This window comes from Paenibacillus sp. GM2FR, from assembly GCF_002803325.1.
Lineage (GTDB): Bacteria > Bacillota > Bacilli > Paenibacillales > Paenibacillaceae > Paenibacillus_AQ > Paenibacillus_AQ lautus.
Map to the genome: position 1 here is coordinate 2,767,952 of NZ_MKZM01000008.1, position 16,274 is coordinate 2,784,225.

17 protein-coding genes are annotated in these 16,274 nt (G+C 50.7%); 4 read left to right on the forward strand and 13 right to left on the reverse strand.

The annotated features are described in order from the left end of the window. Nucleotides 1–14: 14 nt before the first annotated feature. The 5 genes from PAEVO_RS12250 to PAEVO_RS12270 form a co-directional block, all read right to left on the reverse strand. Nucleotides 15–1,385, reverse strand: coding sequence for an LLM class flavin-dependent oxidoreductase (locus PAEVO_RS12250; RefSeq protein ID WP_100537797.1), 1,371 nt, complete (start codon nt 1,383–1,385; stop codon nt 15–17). Between the two features lie 41 nt (nt 1,386–1,426). Next, nucleotides 1,427–2,239, reverse strand: a complete 813-nt coding sequence (locus PAEVO_RS12255; RefSeq protein WP_100537798.1) for an ABC transporter permease — start codon at nt 2,237–2,239, stop codon at nt 1,427–1,429. Continuing rightward, the gene (locus tag PAEVO_RS12260) at nt 2,236–3,096 is read right to left on the reverse strand and encodes an ABC transporter permease (RefSeq protein ID WP_100537799.1); all 861 of its coding nucleotides are present in this window, start codon (nt 3,094–3,096) and stop codon (nt 2,236–2,238) included. The genes PAEVO_RS12255 and PAEVO_RS12260 overlap by 4 nt, the downstream gene beginning before the upstream one ends. A gap of 38 nt (nt 3,097–3,134) precedes the next feature. Then, on the reverse strand, nt 3,135–4,154 hold the full coding sequence (locus tag PAEVO_RS12265) for an aliphatic sulfonate ABC transporter substrate-binding protein (RefSeq protein WP_100537800.1): 1,020 nt from the start codon (nt 4,152–4,154) through the stop codon (nt 3,135–3,137). Between the two features lie 69 nt (nt 4,155–4,223). Beyond that, a complete protein-coding gene (locus tag PAEVO_RS12270) occupies nt 4,224–5,000 on the reverse strand; it encodes an ABC transporter ATP-binding protein (RefSeq protein ID WP_100537801.1) in 777 nt (258 codons plus the stop codon). Between the two features lie 498 nt (nt 5,001–5,498). Between PAEVO_RS12270 and PAEVO_RS12280 the strand changes: the two genes are divergently transcribed. Continuing rightward, complete coding sequence (locus PAEVO_RS12280) at nt 5,499–6,071, forward strand: thymidine kinase (protein ID WP_100537803.1); 573 nt, start codon at nt 5,499–5,501, stop codon at nt 6,069–6,071. Nucleotides 6,072–6,120: 49 nt separating this feature from the next. Beyond that, nucleotides 6,121–6,333, forward strand: a complete 213-nt coding sequence (locus PAEVO_RS12285) for a hypothetical protein (RefSeq protein ID WP_071220380.1) — start codon at nt 6,121–6,123, stop codon at nt 6,331–6,333. Nucleotides 6,334–6,506: 173 nt separating this feature from the next. Here PAEVO_RS12285 and PAEVO_RS12290 read toward each other — a convergent pair whose 3' ends face one another. Further along, nucleotides 6,507–7,373, reverse strand: a complete 867-nt coding sequence (locus tag PAEVO_RS12290; RefSeq protein WP_100537804.1) for a YitT family protein — start codon at nt 7,371–7,373, stop codon at nt 6,507–6,509. A gap of 109 nt (nt 7,374–7,482) precedes the next feature. After that, nucleotides 7,483–8,091, reverse strand: coding sequence for a TetR/AcrR family transcriptional regulator (locus PAEVO_RS12295; protein ID WP_100537805.1), 609 nt, complete (start codon nt 8,089–8,091; stop codon nt 7,483–7,485). 338 nt (nt 8,092–8,429) lie between these two features. On the opposite strand from PAEVO_RS12295, the gene PAEVO_RS12300 reads away from it, so the two are divergent. Together PAEVO_RS12300 and PAEVO_RS12305 are read left to right on the forward strand one after the other, a co-directional pair. Beyond that, nucleotides 8,430–9,266, forward strand: coding sequence for a CPBP family intramembrane glutamic endopeptidase (locus tag PAEVO_RS12300; protein ID WP_347708111.1), 837 nt, complete (start codon nt 8,430–8,432; stop codon nt 9,264–9,266). Between the two features lie 189 nt (nt 9,267–9,455). Continuing rightward, on the forward strand, nt 9,456–10,109 hold the full coding sequence (locus PAEVO_RS12305) for a TVP38/TMEM64 family protein (RefSeq protein ID WP_100537807.1): 654 nt from the start codon (nt 9,456–9,458) through the stop codon (nt 10,107–10,109). 226 nt (nt 10,110–10,335) lie between these two features. Here PAEVO_RS12305 and mnhG read toward each other — a convergent pair whose 3' ends face one another. The 6 genes from mnhG to PAEVO_RS12335 are packed head-to-tail and all read right to left on the reverse strand — an operon-like array spanning nt 10,336 to nt 16,163. Continuing rightward, complete coding sequence (mnhG, locus tag PAEVO_RS12310; RefSeq protein WP_100537808.1) at nt 10,336–10,731, reverse strand: monovalent cation/H(+) antiporter subunit G; 396 nt, start codon at nt 10,729–10,731, stop codon at nt 10,336–10,338. Further along, nucleotides 10,715–11,008: a Na(+)/H(+) antiporter subunit F1 gene (locus tag PAEVO_RS12315; protein WP_100537809.1), complete on the reverse strand. Its 294-nt coding sequence runs from the start codon at nt 11,006–11,008 to the stop codon at nt 10,715–10,717. The genes mnhG and PAEVO_RS12315 overlap by 17 nt, the downstream gene beginning before the upstream one ends. After that, nucleotides 11,005–11,484, reverse strand: a complete 480-nt coding sequence (locus PAEVO_RS12320; protein ID WP_100537810.1) for a Na+/H+ antiporter subunit E — start codon at nt 11,482–11,484, stop codon at nt 11,005–11,007. The genes PAEVO_RS12315 and PAEVO_RS12320 overlap by 4 nt, the downstream gene beginning before the upstream one ends. A 5-nt stretch (nt 11,485–11,489) precedes the next feature. Beyond that, on the reverse strand, nt 11,490–12,971 hold the full coding sequence (locus tag PAEVO_RS12325) for a Na+/H+ antiporter subunit D (RefSeq protein WP_100537811.1): 1,482 nt from the start codon (nt 12,969–12,971) through the stop codon (nt 11,490–11,492). Further along, nucleotides 12,964–13,302 carry a Na(+)/H(+) antiporter subunit C gene (locus PAEVO_RS12330; RefSeq protein WP_071220369.1) on the reverse strand — a complete coding sequence of 113 codons (339 nt, stop codon included), beginning with the start codon at nt 13,300–13,302 and terminating at the stop codon, nt 12,964–12,966. Before PAEVO_RS12330 ends, PAEVO_RS12325 begins: the two co-directional genes overlap by 8 nt. Nucleotides 13,303–13,304: 2 nt before the next feature. After that, a complete protein-coding gene (locus tag PAEVO_RS12335; protein ID WP_100537812.1) occupies nt 13,305–16,163 on the reverse strand; it encodes a Na+/H+ antiporter subunit A in 2,859 nt (952 codons plus the stop codon). Nucleotides 16,164–16,274 lie beyond the last annotated feature (111 nt).

Below are 16,274 nucleotides of genomic sequence, written 5' to 3' on the forward strand. Positions count from 1 at the left end.
AAAAACATACTCGCTTAAATGACATCCGCCGCTGCCTGGTGAACCTCCCCGCGAAAATGTCCTGGTTCAGGACGTGTTAGGCCCAGGTGCTCCCGCAGTGTCGTTCCGCTGTATTCGGTACGGAATAAGCCTCGTTCTTGCAGCACCGGTATAACCGTATTCACGAAAGCATCCAGATCTCCCGGCAGAACCGGAGGCATGATATTAAATCCGTCGCAGGCATAACCTTCAAACCAATCCTGCATCATGTCGGCTAATTGTTCGGGCGTCCCGACAAATTGCATATGGCCCCTCGAAGTCAGTATCTTTCTGCCTAACTCCAGGATCGACAGATTTCCTTGGTAAGCCATATCCATATATAACTGAACCCGACTCTTCATACCGTTGGAAGCTGCCACGGGGTCCGGAATGTTTCTTGGCAGCGGCTGGTCCAGCGGATAGCTGCTAAGATCGTAATTCAGGAACCCGGATAGAACGGTGATCGCCGACGCTGGCGGAATCAGTTCCAGCAGCTCCCGCGCCTTGCGCCGTGCCTCCTCCACTGTGGACCCGATGACAGGCGACAGGCCTGGCATGATTTTCAGGCTCCCGCTTCCTCTACCATAATGAGACAGCTTCGAGTGGACGCTTGCATAAAATTCCTGTGCGGCCTTCTTGGACTGCTGGGCCGTGAAGATAACCTCGCCATATTGCGCGGCGAAGTCCTGTCCCGGATCGGAAGACCCGGCCTGTATCAACACGGGGTAGCCTTGCGGCGGCCTAGGTACGTTCAGCGGGCCTTTCGTGGAATACCATTGCCCGTTAAAATCCACAGGCCGTACCTTCGCTCCATCCGCAAATCTCCCAGACTCCCGGTCAAGCACCAACGCATCGTCATCCCAGCTGTCCCATAAACGGGTAACCACTTCGACAAACTCACGTGCCATTTCATAACGCAGGCCATGCTCCGGATGCTTTGTCTTCCCGTAATTGTGCGCTTCGATATCCAGCTGGGACGTTACGATATTCCAACCCGCCCTTCCTCCGCTGATCCAATCGAGAGAAGCGAACTTCCTTGCCACGTTGTAGGGCTCATTGTATGTTGTGGAGACCGTGGCGGTCAGTCCCAGTTTATCCGTAACGGTTGAGAGAGCGGATAAAAGCGTCAACGGGTCCAGCATGCCGGAGGCGGAATTTTCGACCTGGGTCACATACAGCAAATCGGCCAAAAACATCATGTCGAACTTCCCCCGCTCCGCTGTGGCGGCAAGCTGCTTATACAGCTCAATTCCAAACATGCCCTCCACATCGGATGCAGGATGACGCCACCCGGCATGATGATGTCCGGCATAATAAATAAACGCACCCAGGTGCATCTGGTGATCTCTGCGATCGGTTGTTCCCATCCGTAGAACACTCCTTTTAGAATGAATTTTCCACCAACCTCCTAGAAGCCCTTATAAGTCTCTCTCCAGCTCAGCAGTCTGGATTCCAGCAGACGCACCACAGAATCGGACGCTTTGCCCATGATCGCGAAAATAATGATGCCTACAAATACGATATCCGTCTGTGAGTAGGCTCTGGCGTCCTGAATCATATAACCGATGCCCGCGCTGGTCCCCATCATCTCTGCAACGACCAGAACAAGCCAGGAGACGCCAAGCGACAGGCGGATGCCAAGCAAAATGTTCGGCAATGCAGCCGGTACGATCAATCGGATCAGCAGCTGCGGCTTGGGATATTGAAAGATCCTTGACACTTCATACAGCTTAGCATCCACATTTCGAATGCCGAGGAAGGTGTTTACATACATCGGGAAGAAAGCCCCCAGGGAAATCATCAGAATCTTTGAGAATTCCCCGATGCCGAACCAGAGAATAAACAGCGGAATCAGCGATAAGAGCGGCACGGTGCGCAGCATTTGCAATGAGGGATCCAGCGTTCGCTCCGCCATTTTGCCTAGACCCGTGGACACCCCCAGTGCAAGACCGGTCAAACCGCCCAGCAAAAAGCCCGAGAGCGCTCGAAGAATACTGATTCGAAAATGCTCCCACAGCTCTCCGCTAGCACCCAAACCCGCGAATTGCTTGGCAATCGTAAGCGGCGTAGGCAGCAGGGTTGCCGAAATCCATCCTAAACCGCCCGCTGCCTGCCATAAAGCCACGATCACTACAGGCGCAAGCCAGGCATGAAGCGGCTTTGGTATAGCCTTCAACCAATCCTTCTCCGTTGGTTCACGGGTGGCTATTTGACTTTTCATGACTTGTCATCCCCCTTGTAGCTTTCCTGCCAACGCAGCAGCCTGCCTTCGAGCCATTTAACGAGTGTATCCGAGAGCTTTCCGGCGAGTGCAAACACCATAATTCCGACGAAGACAACGGTGGTCCACGAGAAGGACCGCGCGTCATTGATGATATATCCGATGCCGGAGCTTGCGCCCATCAGCTCCGCCACAACAAGACCAAGCCATGCCACGCCGATGGAGAGGCGGATGCCGAGGAAGATATGGGGCAGCGCAGCGGGAACGATCAGCCTGCGGATCTGGTCCCAGCGGCTGAACTGCAGAACGCGTGCTACATCAAACAGCCTGTTGTCCACGGATCGGATGCCGAGGAACGTGTTCACGTAAAGCGGAAAGAACGAGCCTTTGGCAATAAGAAGTATTTTCGAGGTCTCCCCAAAACCGAACCAAAGGATGAACAGCGGGGCGATCGCCAGATGGGGAAGCGTCCGCAGCATTTGCAAGGAAGGATCGACAAGCCGCTCGGCTTTGTACGAAAATCCTACCCATATGCCCGTAGCCAAACCCAAACTGCCGCCAAGCAGGAATCCGAGCAGCGCTCGCCAGGACGATATGCCAAGATGCCTGATCAGTTCGCCCGTGCTGGTTAATTGGACGAACTCATGCCAGATACTTAGCGGAGTCGGAAGCAGAATCGGATTGAGCCAGTCTAGAGCTCCCGCGGTCTGCCATGCGATGATTATAAAGAGCGGAACAAGCCAGCCGATCAATGCGTTTGTAAGCTTTAGCAGGAACCTGCGGTCTAGCCGTTTTTGGCGGCGAACAGGCTCGGCGGGCATGACCACGGCTCCTTTGCTGATCCCTTCTGGGAGCATATACGAATACCTCCTTTCTGATTCAGATGAATTGCCGCTTATTTAGACGCAGCCTCAATGTACTGATTATCAAACACGTCTTTAACCTGGATTTTTTTGCGGATCGTTTTTTGCTCGAATTGGAAATCGGCCGTTTTCTGCTGTTCGGCAATAATTGCCTCCGTCACCGGAATGTTGATCGACCTTGAACGCTCAAAGGTGCCTTGAATGACTTCCTGCGGAATGCCGCGCTCATCGGCATACCGCTTAAGTGCCTCGGCTTCGTTCTCTTTCTCCCAAGCGAGCGTTTTGTTCAGCACGGTCAGATAGAGTGTGACCAAATCCGGATACTGATCGGCAAAATCCTTCCGCACGATGTTGAACGACGGTGACAGAACGCCAAGCTGCTCGCCGTCCGCCAGCACTTTGCCTTTGCCCGTCAGCGTGTTCAAGGTGATATACGGGTCCCAGGTTGCCCATGCATCGACGCCGCCCGATTCGAATGCGGGCTGGGCTTCGTCGGGCTGAAGCTGGATGATTTCGATATCGGACACCTTGACTCCCTGATCCGCCAGTCCCCGGTACAGAAAGTTAAAGGCGTTGCTCCCTTTCGTTACCGCAATCTTCTTGCCCTTCAAATCACTTAAGGTCTGCGCAGTACTGCCCGGCGGTACGATGATGGCCACATTCTTCTGGCCATGCAGGCTCTGGGAAATGACCTTAAACTGGATATCAGCCGCCTGGGCAGCGATAATCGGCATATTGCCGAGCCCCGCAAAGTCCAGGCGATTCGAAGCCATCGCTTCGGTCATCGGGGGGCCGCTCTGAAATTCCGACCACTCCACCTTGACACCCAACTTGCCAAACTCCTCCTCAAACCACTTCTCTTCACGTGCCTTGCCAAACAAACCGCCGCTGTCCTGTACCCCGAGTCTTACGGTCAGATCTTTGTACTTTCCGTCCGCCCCTTTCTCCACGGCGCTAACCTTGGGCTGGCTGTTTGCGTCCGCGCATCCGGATGCCAAGACAGACATGATAAGGAATAACATAATGACGACATTCTTTTTCTTTGTGTTCATAATCAGATTCTCTCCCCTGTTTTCCATCGTTCATCTATCTGGTAAGAAGTTCAGCATCATCCAGCGTGTTTAAATGCCCGCACCGGTGTCGAACTCCGGTTCTTCCACTTTCTCAAACTCGCGCAGCACTTTAGTCCGCAGCTCCTGAAAGGAGGAACCGGTCCGTTTGCGAGGAAACGGCAGATCAATCGGCAGGATGGAACGGATATGGCCCGGCCTCGGGTTCATAATGACAACACGCTCGCCGAGGAACACGGCTTCATCCAGATCGTGGGTAACAAAGAGCATGGTCGTGCGGTTATTTTGCCAAATATCCAGCAGCACCTCTTGCATATGGGAACGCGTGAATGCATCCAACGCGCCAAACGGCTCATCCAACAGCAGCACGTCCGGATTCCGCAGCAGTGCCCGGGCGATCGCCACACGCTGAGCCATCCCTCCTGACAGCTCCCTGGGATATGCTTTCTCGAAGCCTTTGAGCCGCACCAGCTCGATGAATTCATCTACTTTGTTGCGGATGTCCTTCTGCTTCAGCGACAAATTGCCAGCGATATTCTTCTCCACAGTAAGCCATGGAAACAAGCGCGGCTCTTGAAAGATGAACCCTTTCTCGATGCTTGGACCGGATATCGGTTTGTCATTCAACAAGACACTCCCTTCGTACGCTGTGTCCAGACCGGCAACGATTTTGAGCAGGGTGCTCTTGCCGCAGCCGCTCGGTCCGATTAACGTAATGAACTCTCCCTTTCGAACCCGCAAATCAATGCCTTTCAGCGCAGTAACATTCCCCGTCGGGGCTTGAAAAATTTTATTGACCTGTTGAATAATCAAGGTGTCCGCTGACATTGGTCTCACCACCCTATAACATAATCATTCACACCTGTTTACTTGGTAAAAAAGACAACAAAACCGTCTAAGGACATACTCTCTAAGAAGACTGACCGTATGTAGCGAAGGTTTTTTTCTTGCAAGCTAAGAAGGGTTAAGCTCTGGTAGCTATGCTTTCTTATCTCGAAAAAAAAAGAGATATTGCGCTTGTCTAAGTACGTCCATCCATCATCGTACTTGTTCATATGCGCGATATCTCCAGTTATCCGGTCGATTATCTTGGTATTCTTTGGGTATGTCGTTATATTACAACCGCTGGTAAAGGTTGTCAAACCTTTTTTTCATTCCGCGCCTCAGTCATATATGTCAGAATATAGTCCTACAGGCAATGGACAAATGCCGTCCAATAATGCGACAATATACTCTGCATGTCATATCTTATATAGTAAGAATAACGAACTTTGCACCACGACACTCAAAGAAGCAACATTGCACTTATAGGAAGGGAACGAAAGCATGGCTCAATTATTTTTTAAGTACGGCTCTATGAACAGTGGTAAATCCATCGAGATTTTGAAAGTCGCCCATAACTACGAAGAACAGAACAAACCGGTGCTCCTCTTTACGTCCGCTATCGATGACCGGGATGCTGTTGGTTATGTATCCTCACGAATCGGCCTGCGCCGCGAAGCGATACCTATATCCGATACGACCGACATCTACGGGATTGTGAAGGATCATCAGCCTAAGCCATACTGCGTTCTTGTTGACGAGTGCCAGTTCCTGTCCAAGGACAGCATCCTGCAGCTCGTTCGAATCGTAGATGAGCTTAGCGTGCCTGTCATGGGCTTCGGACTAAAGAATGATTTTCGCAACGAGCTGTTTGAAGGCAGCCGCTGGATGCTGATTTACGCCGATAAAATCGAGGAAATGAAGACGATCTGCTGGTTCTGCGAGCGCAAAGCGATCATGAACCTTCGCGTCATTGACGGTAAGCCCGTGTATGCCGGCGAGCAGATTCTGATCGGAGGGAATGATACCTACTTCCCTGTTTGCCGCAAATGTCATACCAATCCCCCTTTATCATAGGACGTTTTTACGAACAATCCACCATTCAAACGTAAGGAGTAGGTGATCCATGCCGATAGTCAGACCGCTATTAACCGACCAGGACTTTCAGGAAGTTATGGAGCAGCAGATCCGTATACGCATCTTCAAGGATAATCATCTGATTGATTCCGGCAGTCTCGTCATCCGCTTCACCGACGAAACCGTCATTACGCAATCCAGCGTCAGTTCGCTCGGCTATCATAAGCGGGATGAATGCGAATTTTTTGAAGTACGAAAATGATAGATGGATTGCCTGATCGCTTACATGATAGATCCTACGAAATCTCTATCAGACCCTCAGGCAATCCGATCTTTTCCCCCGCTATAAAAAAACAGCGGCCTTCTGCAGAACAAGATCTGCAAAAAACCGCCGTTCGTTAAGCAACCTATTACATGGAGAGCGTGTGCTTGCACCTAGTGAATATCGGACTTCGCCATGCTTCCACCCAGCACGTCCGCGACATTTTGAATCGAAATAAATGCGTTCTTGTCAATCTCCTGCACAACCGTCTTCAGCTTCGCAATCTCCAGCCTAGTGATGACGCAATAAATCATCTGCGTATCCTCTTTCGAATACCCGCCCTTGGCATAGATCATCGTCGTGCTGCGGCCCAGACGCTGCATGATGGCACTTGAAATTTCTTCGTATTCATTGGATATAATCGTAACGGATTTGGACTCGTCCAAGCCCTCTACCACAATATCCATCACTTTTGCCGCTATGTAGTATGAGAAGATCGAATACATGGCCGAATCTGCACCGAATACAAATCCTGCCGTAATAAAAATAAACACGTTGATGATCATGATGATCTGTCCAACCGGCATCCGTAGCTTTTTAGACAGCAGGATAGCTACGATCTCCGTCCCGTCAAGAGCTCCGCCGTAACGGATAACAAGACCTACCCCCAGCCCCAGAACCAAGCCACCGAACAGCACCGCTAAAATTTTCTCGTTCGTAAACGGGTCTACATGATGCAGGAAGGTAGTCGCCACCGACAACACCACGATCCCATATAAGGTGGAAAATGCAAACGTTTTGCCGATCTGCTTGTAACCGATGAACAGAAACGGTAAGTTGATAATAAACAGAAATACCCCCAATTTGATGGGCGTAATCGATGATAATACGATGGAAATACCGGTAATACCACCGTCGATAATTTCGTTGGGCACCAGGAATATTTCAAGCGCCACGGCCATCAGAACTGCACCGATGGTAATAAAGATGAACCGTTTCAGAATTTCGCCGACTGTCAGATTTTTGTGTTTTTTGACCATGCCATTCTCCTTTTTGTATCTTTTTTCACACGAAGTGCCTGTCGAAGAACCATTGTATTAAAAAAAGGAATGACATGTCAATGTTGACACGCGAAATGACATGGGTCTTTTAGGCCATTTCCTTGTCATCCAGACATAAAGAACGCAGATGCTGATCGACAATCCTCTCGATTTTTTCTTTGGCGAGCTGCTGTGGCCTCATGATATGATGAATCGCTAACCCATCCACCAATGCGTATATTCGCTCCTTCTCATATTCAAGATCCAGCTCCGGTTTAGCCAGCTTATGGGCAACCAGGGTATCCACCACATAATGGCACGCCTTGGTTAAACCATCGTACATATGATCGGTCATTATTCTTAATTCGGGATAGACTAACGCTTTGGCAACAAACGACATCCACACCTCCATCTCCATCGTCCTATCCTCATCCATCGGCAGAAATTGCATCAACACTTTCTTTACATCCTCAAACACGGGTCCCTTCAAGGGTAGAGAAGAAAAACGTTCTTCAATCCGTTCGATAATCAGGTTCATACAGAAAGCTAACAGCTCAGCCTGGCTGGTAAAATAGTGCCTCATTGAACCTACGGATAAACCCGCCTCTTCCGCGATATTGCGAACCGTCGCTTTTTCGAGTCCACTCCTCTGAATAACGCGCAGGGCAGCCTCAGCGACCCGTTGTCTTTGTTTATCATGATCTACGATTTTCGGCATAACCCCATTATACACTTCCGGTTTTTTTTAATACAACGTACGATAAACAACATGTCAGCATCTTTAATTTGCTTCGTTCATGCCTACCCTCTTAAAAATAGGTGCTCTCTATGGAACACCTTGGTAGAACCAATACTATATATATTAATGTCAAAAAGAATAGGGAACACGGGTAGCGTGTTCCAGGAGAGGAGAGAGTCGTCATTCGTACATTAACTGAATCGAAGGCTAGGCATGGTGTCTCTCGAGCATTCCGTGATCGGGAGGGCCGCTTAAACCTGTTCTGGCGTGTCGTCCTTGGGTGGCTGGCTTTTGTTGTCGGGCTCAGTTTAGCGGTTGTGATTGCAACGGTTGCGGGCTCTTACGAAATTCCCACGCTCGGGCTGCAAATTCTCCTTGCAGTCGTAACGACCAGCGTATCCGTGCCGCTGATTTATCTGCTTAGGCGTTATGCCGACCAGCGTCCCTGGAGCGGACTTGGTCTTAGCTCTCCACCTTCCGGTTTTCGTTATTTTATTCTCGGCATTGGCTTCCTTGCCCTTGTCACGGCAGCAGCCCTGCTGATTGGCAGTGCCGCCGGATGGCTCCGGATCGTTGCTTTTCATTTACCTGTAGCTACGATGCTCGTTATCCTCATCAATGCTCTCATTGCATTTTTTTATGAATCTTTTCCCGAAGAAATCACCTTCCGCGGTTATGTGTATCGGAACCTGAATACCCGTTTTCCTCGCTGGCTTGCTTTGATCCTTCAGGTCGTATTGTTCGTGCTTGCACCCATCGCCGTAACGGGATTCATGGTAGCGATCGGAATAGGGACATGGGACCTGATCACGGTGGAGTATATCGTTAACTTAATCGCGTTCGGTACGGTTCTGCAGCTATGCCGCATCGTATCCAACAATCTGTGGGTGAGCATCGGCTTTCACCTTGCCTGGCTGGAGATGGTGCGATACGTCGTGGTGCCTTCGAGTTATGCATTCATCGAGATCGAATACCTTTCGGTCTGGGGCAATTATATGGTAACCATCGGTTCGGTCATCATTGGAATCATCCTATTGATCGTCTGGTCGCTGCGGGGCAAAAATCGAATTGATTGGAACCGGATAGAGCCGGATCTTCCGCTGGATTCGAAACCTGAAACCGAGGAAGCGGCATCCATCTCCCGTTCGGAATAGGAATATGTCAACCGGTATAGCTCAAACTCACCGCTGCTTTGGCGGAGTTTGGGCTTTTGCCTGTATCCGGCTCCCGCATTAATACTTGCAATTTATAATATTGATTCCGGTTATGCTATAATATATTCCATCCGCGATCGACCGGAAAATACATCATTTTACCCCAGGCAGGGAGAGGATTTACTCATCATGTTGGAATGGCTTCAGAACGTGTGGACCCATATGAAAGAAATTGACATGGATCAAGTACAGGGATGGCTTCAGCAGTACTCGCAGCTGGGTCCCATCCCGGGTATTTTGCTTCCATTTATAGAGGCGTTTCTCCCCTTTCTGCCCCTTATTGTCCTGGTCATGGGGAACTCGGCGGCCTATGGTTTATGGTGGGGATTCTTGCTGTCCTGGATCGGCGTTTGCCTAGGATCCGTTACGGTATTCTGGATTGTTCGTAAGCTGGGAGGCAAGCTGGGACTGCTCATACAAAAAAGAATGCCGGGGTCCCAGCGTTTCTTCCATTGGATCGAAGAAAAAGGCTTTACGCCCATCTTCATCCTGTACTGCTTTCCCTTCACGCCTTCCTCGCTGATCAATATCGCATCCGGCATCAGCACGGTATCGGCAACGACGTTCACGATAGCCGTAATGGCAGGTAAATCCGTCATGATCTTTATGGTCGCATTCATCGGACATGATTGGCAAGCCTTTATCCAGCAGCCTTGGCGCATCCTTATCGCGGCCGTCGTCCTCTGGCTGCTGTGGCTGGCCGGCAAAAAGATGGAAAATCGTTACCATCACGATGATCAGCCGGGAAGTGTCGTGATAAGCAACAAAAAGACAAAGCGTTAAATTCATAACAAGACCCGCCTATCCCTACAACCGGAACTGGCGGGTCTTGTTCATAATAGACGTGCTAGAGTCCATGTCCAAGCGTTTCGCGAACTCGTTTTGGCCATTTCTACCATAGGATGACACCCACGAGCTAAGGCATAAAAAAGAAACGGGCTTCCCAAGTTCGCGGGAAGCCCGTTTTTCATATTCCCGATATTTCAAATCGTAGCCTTTTTGTTCGAGGTCACCCCTTCTCGGAGTGCTCCCCCTTCCGGGAAGCGCGCATCCGCTCACGTTCGCGCTTGAGTTCAGGCTTAAGGTCATCGAGAACGCTGTTCTCCCACATGGACACGCCTGATCGATAGGCCGCTCTCCCGTTCAAGTGACCTGCTACCGGCCCCGTAATGAATACGAATACGATTCCCAGCAGCAGTTTGGCACTGACATGCTCCAGGTAGAAGGTGAAATACAGGAATGCGCCTGCAAGGATCAAGAGGACGCCCAGCGTAGCACTTTTCGTAGCGGCATGGGACCTCATGTAAACATCCGGCAGACGGATAAGGCCAAATGCGCTCAATGCACCAAGTAAAGCTCCGAGCAGCACCATCAGCGCGATCAGAAATTCACCGATCTGACTCATCGTTTGTGCGTTCAATGACATCACCCCTCTCGATATATCTGGCAAGCGCCGTCGTTCCGATAAACGTAAGAATCCCGATCAGCAGAATGATATCGAAATAGACGGTTGTCCGGAACAGCATGCACAGGACAGCGATCATGGACAACAGAATGATTCCGATCGTATCCAGCGACATGATCCGGTCGTTCATGGAAGGTCCCTTGATTAATCGGTACAAGCAGCCCAGTATAGCAAGCGACAAAATCACCAGAGAGGCAATCAGGATGCTTTGGATCATGTGCGGGTCACCTCCTTGATCGCGCGTTCGAAGGTACCGCGGATCTGATTCGACAGCTCTTCGACGTCTTCAATATCCATCGCATGAATATACAGCGTCTGACCATCGCGAGACACTTCCAGGGTAAGCGTTCCTGGCGTCAAGCAGATCAGGCACGATAACACCGTAATTTCCCAGTCGGATTTCAGCTCGGTTGAATAGGCGAAGATGCCGGGACGAACATTCAGCTTCGGCCTTATGATCTGTCCGATCACGGTGAAACTCGATTTTAACAGTTCCCTTAGGAACAGTAGCAGCAGCAGGATGATGGACCACAGCTTGCGCAAATAGAAATCGTTCGGCCAGAAACGCCGCAGCAGAAAAATCAGCAAGATTCCGATCAGATAGCCGATGATAAATTGCTGGGGGGACCAGTTATTGTTCAGGAACATCCAGACAACAGCAATAATGATATTTAACAGGATTTGATGGCCCATATCCACTACTCCTTTAATACAGCGTTAATATATAGTGATGGGTCGGATAATACGGCGCCTGCTTGAGAGGTATAGGAATAAATCCACTCCGAGCCCACCCCAAGGACAATCACCATCACCGTTAGCCCGATAGCTGCCGCATAAGCTGTTCTGTGGATTCTAACCGGTTTCGATTCTTGCTGTCCAGGTGATTCGCCCCAGAATGCCCCCATAAACACTTTGATCAGGGAATACAATACCGCCAAGCTTGATGCCAGTGCCAGTCCCGTTAACACATAATGACCCTCGCTCAATCCGCCGCGGACGATAAGGACTTTGCCTAGGAATCCGCTAAGGGGCGGGATGCCGACCAGCGCCAGGGCAACGATAAAGAACATCCATCCCACCAAGGGATGGCGCTTCATCAGCCCGCCCATCTCGCTCAGCTTGTTCGTGCCTGCGCGAGCCATGATGATACCGCCTAGAATAAAGAGCAGTGCCTTTGCAATCATGTCATGCATCAAGTAGAATACGGCTCCGTTCAAGGAGTCGGAGGAGGCCACAGCCACACCAAAGGCGATGAAGCCAACACTGATGATGATATTGTAATTCAGAATGCGTCCGAGATCCTTATACGCAACCGCGCCCAAACTGCCCAGAATCATCGTTGCTGCGGCCATCCAGCCGATGACGACATGGATGCCGCCGGTGTCGTGATGGAAGATCAGCGTAAAGGTTCGGATAATCGCATATAACCCAACCTTCGTAAGCAGCGCGCCGAACAAAGCCGTAACGGCCGCCGGAGGTGCGCTGTAGGAGCCAGGCAGCCAGAAGAACAGGAACAAGCCCGCCTTCAAGGCGAATACAATCAGGAACAACAGGCCGATGACCGACAAAATTCCATCCTGCTGTACTTCCGCCACACGCAGGGATAGATGCGCCATATTCAGCGTGCCAACCGTCCCGTACAAATAAGCAACGGCTGCAACAAACAGGGTGGATGAAATAATATTAATCAGCATGTACTTCAGGGTTTCTCTCAGCTGCCGCTTGGTGCCGCCCAGTACGATCAAGGCGTAGGAAGCGATCAGCATGACCTCAAAACAGACAAACAGATTAAACAGATCCCCTGTCAGGAACGATCCGATCACGCCGGCCAGCAAAAATTGAAAAAAGGCATAAAAGTAATGCTTCTCTCTCTCTTCCCCGATACTCCGAAAGGAATAGAACAGACAGGCAGCCGCCACAATCAACGTCGTAAGCACCAGCAGCGCCGCGAGCATATCGGCTACAAACACGATCCCATACGGCGGCAGCCATCCGCCCATATAAAGCGTCTGAATGCCTTCGTGGTTTACCTGATTCACAATGAACAACGCCACAAGCAGGTTTAGTATGACACTGACCACACTGATCCAGCGCTGTGCGCGGACGTACTTGGAGCAGAAAATAAGAATAACGGCTGTAACCAGCGGAATAAGGAGGGGCAGAACAATTACATTATTCATCATCCATCCCCCTTAGCTCCTCCATGTTGTCCGTGCCCAAGCGTTGATACGCTTTATACGCCAGTACGAAGAAGAACGATGTGACGCCGAAGCTAATGACAATGGATGTCAGAATCAACGCTTGTGGAACCGGGTCAACGTAAGAGGAAGCCTTCTCGCCAAGCAGCGGAGCAGCACCGGTCTTCAGCCGCGACATGGTAAGCAGCAGTAGATGGACCCCATGGGTTAACAGTGAAGTACCGAGAATAATCCGCAGCAAGCTTTTGGATAAGATCTGGTATATCCCAACCGCAAATATGATCCCGATGGCAAGCGACATATATAGTTCCATGGTCAGTTATCCCTCCCAATCGAATTGATGATGGTCATCGTCACGCCAACGACGGCCAAATAGACGCCGAGGTCGAAGAGAACCGCAGTAGCCAGCTCGGTTTCCCCGAGCAATGGCAGGTTGAAGTAACCGAAGGAATGACTTAAGAACGGTGCATCAAAGGCAAAAGAGCCGATCCCCGTAAGCAGTGCGATGGCAAGCCCCGCCGCCGTAACCTTTCGGAACTCGAAGGGCACGATCTTTCGGGTCATATCCATGCCGAAAGCCATCGATAACAGAACCAGTGCGGCAGCAGTCATCAGCCCTCCGATAAATCCGCCGCCCGGCTCATGATGTCCCGAGTTGAACAGGAACCAGGAGAAGGTTACCACGATAAAGATAACCACCTTGGATATGGTTCGAAGAATGACATCATTGCTGTTGGGCAGATATGCCCCTTCATAACGATCCCGCTCACCCAGAATCCCTTCACCCAAATCGATTTTGATCAAGGCATATATCCCAAGGGATGCAATGCCAAGAACCGTAATTTCAAGCAAGGTATCAAATCCGCGGAAGTCCACCAGAATGACATTGACGATATTTTTACCGCCTGCCGAGTGGTAGCTCTCTTTAATGAAGTAATCCGCGATGGAGTCGAAGGTTCTGCCGCTGCTTGCGGCCAGCGCGATCAAGGTTACGACAGCACCGACGCCTACCGATATGAGCAGATTTCTCCACTTCAGGCTCATTGGCACCTTCTCCCGCTTCAGCTTCGGCAGATGATAGAAACATAGCAGGAACAGCATGACGGATACCGTCTCGACGACCATCTGAGTCAACGCCAAATCCGGAGCCCGGAACAGAACGAAGAACAAGGTCACCATGTAGCCGGCAGCACCGGTTAATATGATCGCCATCAGACGTGTCCGGACGAACGGCAGCGCAATGACCGGGATCACCAGGCCGAGGATGGCAACGGCCTCATAGAAGGACATCGGTGCGTAGTCCGTCATATCAAATCCAATATGATCGACCAGCAGAAGTCCCCCGCCAAGAACGGCAATGAAAAACACAAAAATATAAATCACGTAATGACGGAGCGAGCCTGTCATGTAGGTTGAGGTCAGCGTTTCGCCGCCTCTTTCGAGGGCCCGCAATCCCCCGTCATACAGCTTGTTCAATGTCCATCGCTTCGTTAGCGATGTATTCAATATACGTGCTCTGCCGTGAAGCTTATACAGAACGGTACCGAGAACAATGATGCCGATGGTCATAAAAATCTCCGTTGTCCAGCCGTGCCACATCTCGATATGCACGTGAAAACGATCTTCTGCCGCGAGGAGCCCTGGATGAATCGCGGCCATCGCCGGTTCGATGAGTGCATGGGACAGCAGGTTCGGAAACAGACCGAACACGATGGCGAGCGATGCCAGAATGACCGGAGGAATCAGCATCCCCAGCGGTGCTTCGTGCGGCTTCTTCTCCAGTTTTTCAGGCTGGAAGCGTCCGGTGAAGGTTTTGAAGACCAGGATCATGCTGTACAGGAACGTAAACACACTGGCGATCCAGGCAACGACCGGGATCAGCACGCCCCAGGTCTCACCATTCCAGAAATTCATTTGAGACGCTTGAACGACCGCCGTAAAGAACATCTCTTTACTCAGGAATCCGTTGAACGGAGGCAGACCGGCCATGGAAAAAGCTCCAATGACGGCCACGGTAAACGTGATCGGCATGAGCGACATCAGACCGCCGAGCTTCCGCAGATCCCGTGTGCCCGTCTCATGATCCACGATGCCAACGACCATAAATAAAGCGCCCTTGAATATGGCATGGTTCATCAAATGGAAGATGGCTGCCGTCGTCGCTTTGGTGTAGAGCAGCGTGTCCACGCCGCCTCCATAATAAGCTGCGGCAGAGCCAAGACCGAGCAAACTCATAATCAGCCCCAATTGGCTGATGGTGGAGAATGCCAGCAGTGCTTTCAGATCCGTCTGCTTGATCGCACGGATCGAAGCGTAGATCAGCGTGGTCAAGCCCGTAATTGCAATGATCCAGAACCAGGAAGCTTGCCCGGCAAACACCGGGCTAAACCTGGCAACCAGATAGATCCCGGCCTTAACCATCGTAGCGGAGTGCAGATAAGCACTAACCGGGGTCGGTGCTTCCATCGCATCCGGCAGCCAGATATGGAATGGGAACTGCGCGGATTTGGTGAATGCCCCCAGCAGGATCAGAATCATGGCTGGGATAAACAGCGCGTCTCCTGCAATGCTCCCCACATTCGCCACGATCTCCCGCACGCTGAAGGTACCCGTCATGATGTACAAAAGGATAAACCCTGCGAACATGGCAAGTCCGCCAAACACGGTAATCAGCATGGATTTTAATGCTCCGTATCTGGAGCGGTCCCGATGATGCCAGAATGCAATCAGCAGGAATGACGAAATACTTGTCAGTTCCCAGAAGCCGTACAGCACCATCAGGTTATCGGAGAGCACAACCCCAAGCATGGCGCCCATGAACAGAAGCAGATAAATGTAGAATTTGTGGACCGCTTCCTTGTTCTTATCCATGTAGAAGATGGAGTACAGTACAACGAGTGAACCAATACCGGATATTAAAAGTGCAAAAATTAAACTTAATCCATCCAAATAAACGGTAAAGTTTATTCCCACGCTTGGAATCCATTCCAGAACGGCTTGAAGCTGTTCACCTCCCTGAATGGTTGGGATAAGTCCTAAAAAATAGGCGAACAGAACAACCGGTACCGGCAAAATGACCCACCCGGTGTGGACACGGCCAATGAGCTTGTAAGTCAGCATAACTACAAGCGCTACAATAAAAGGTGCCATTACGGCGATGTGCAGCAAAGACAAAGTCTACTCCTCCTATAGTCCGATTTTTCCTTCATTAGTAGTATTTCCCCATTATTTAGGCATAAGTCCAAAAAAACACAAAAAGAGCCCGTTGATGGCAGGCTCCTCCAG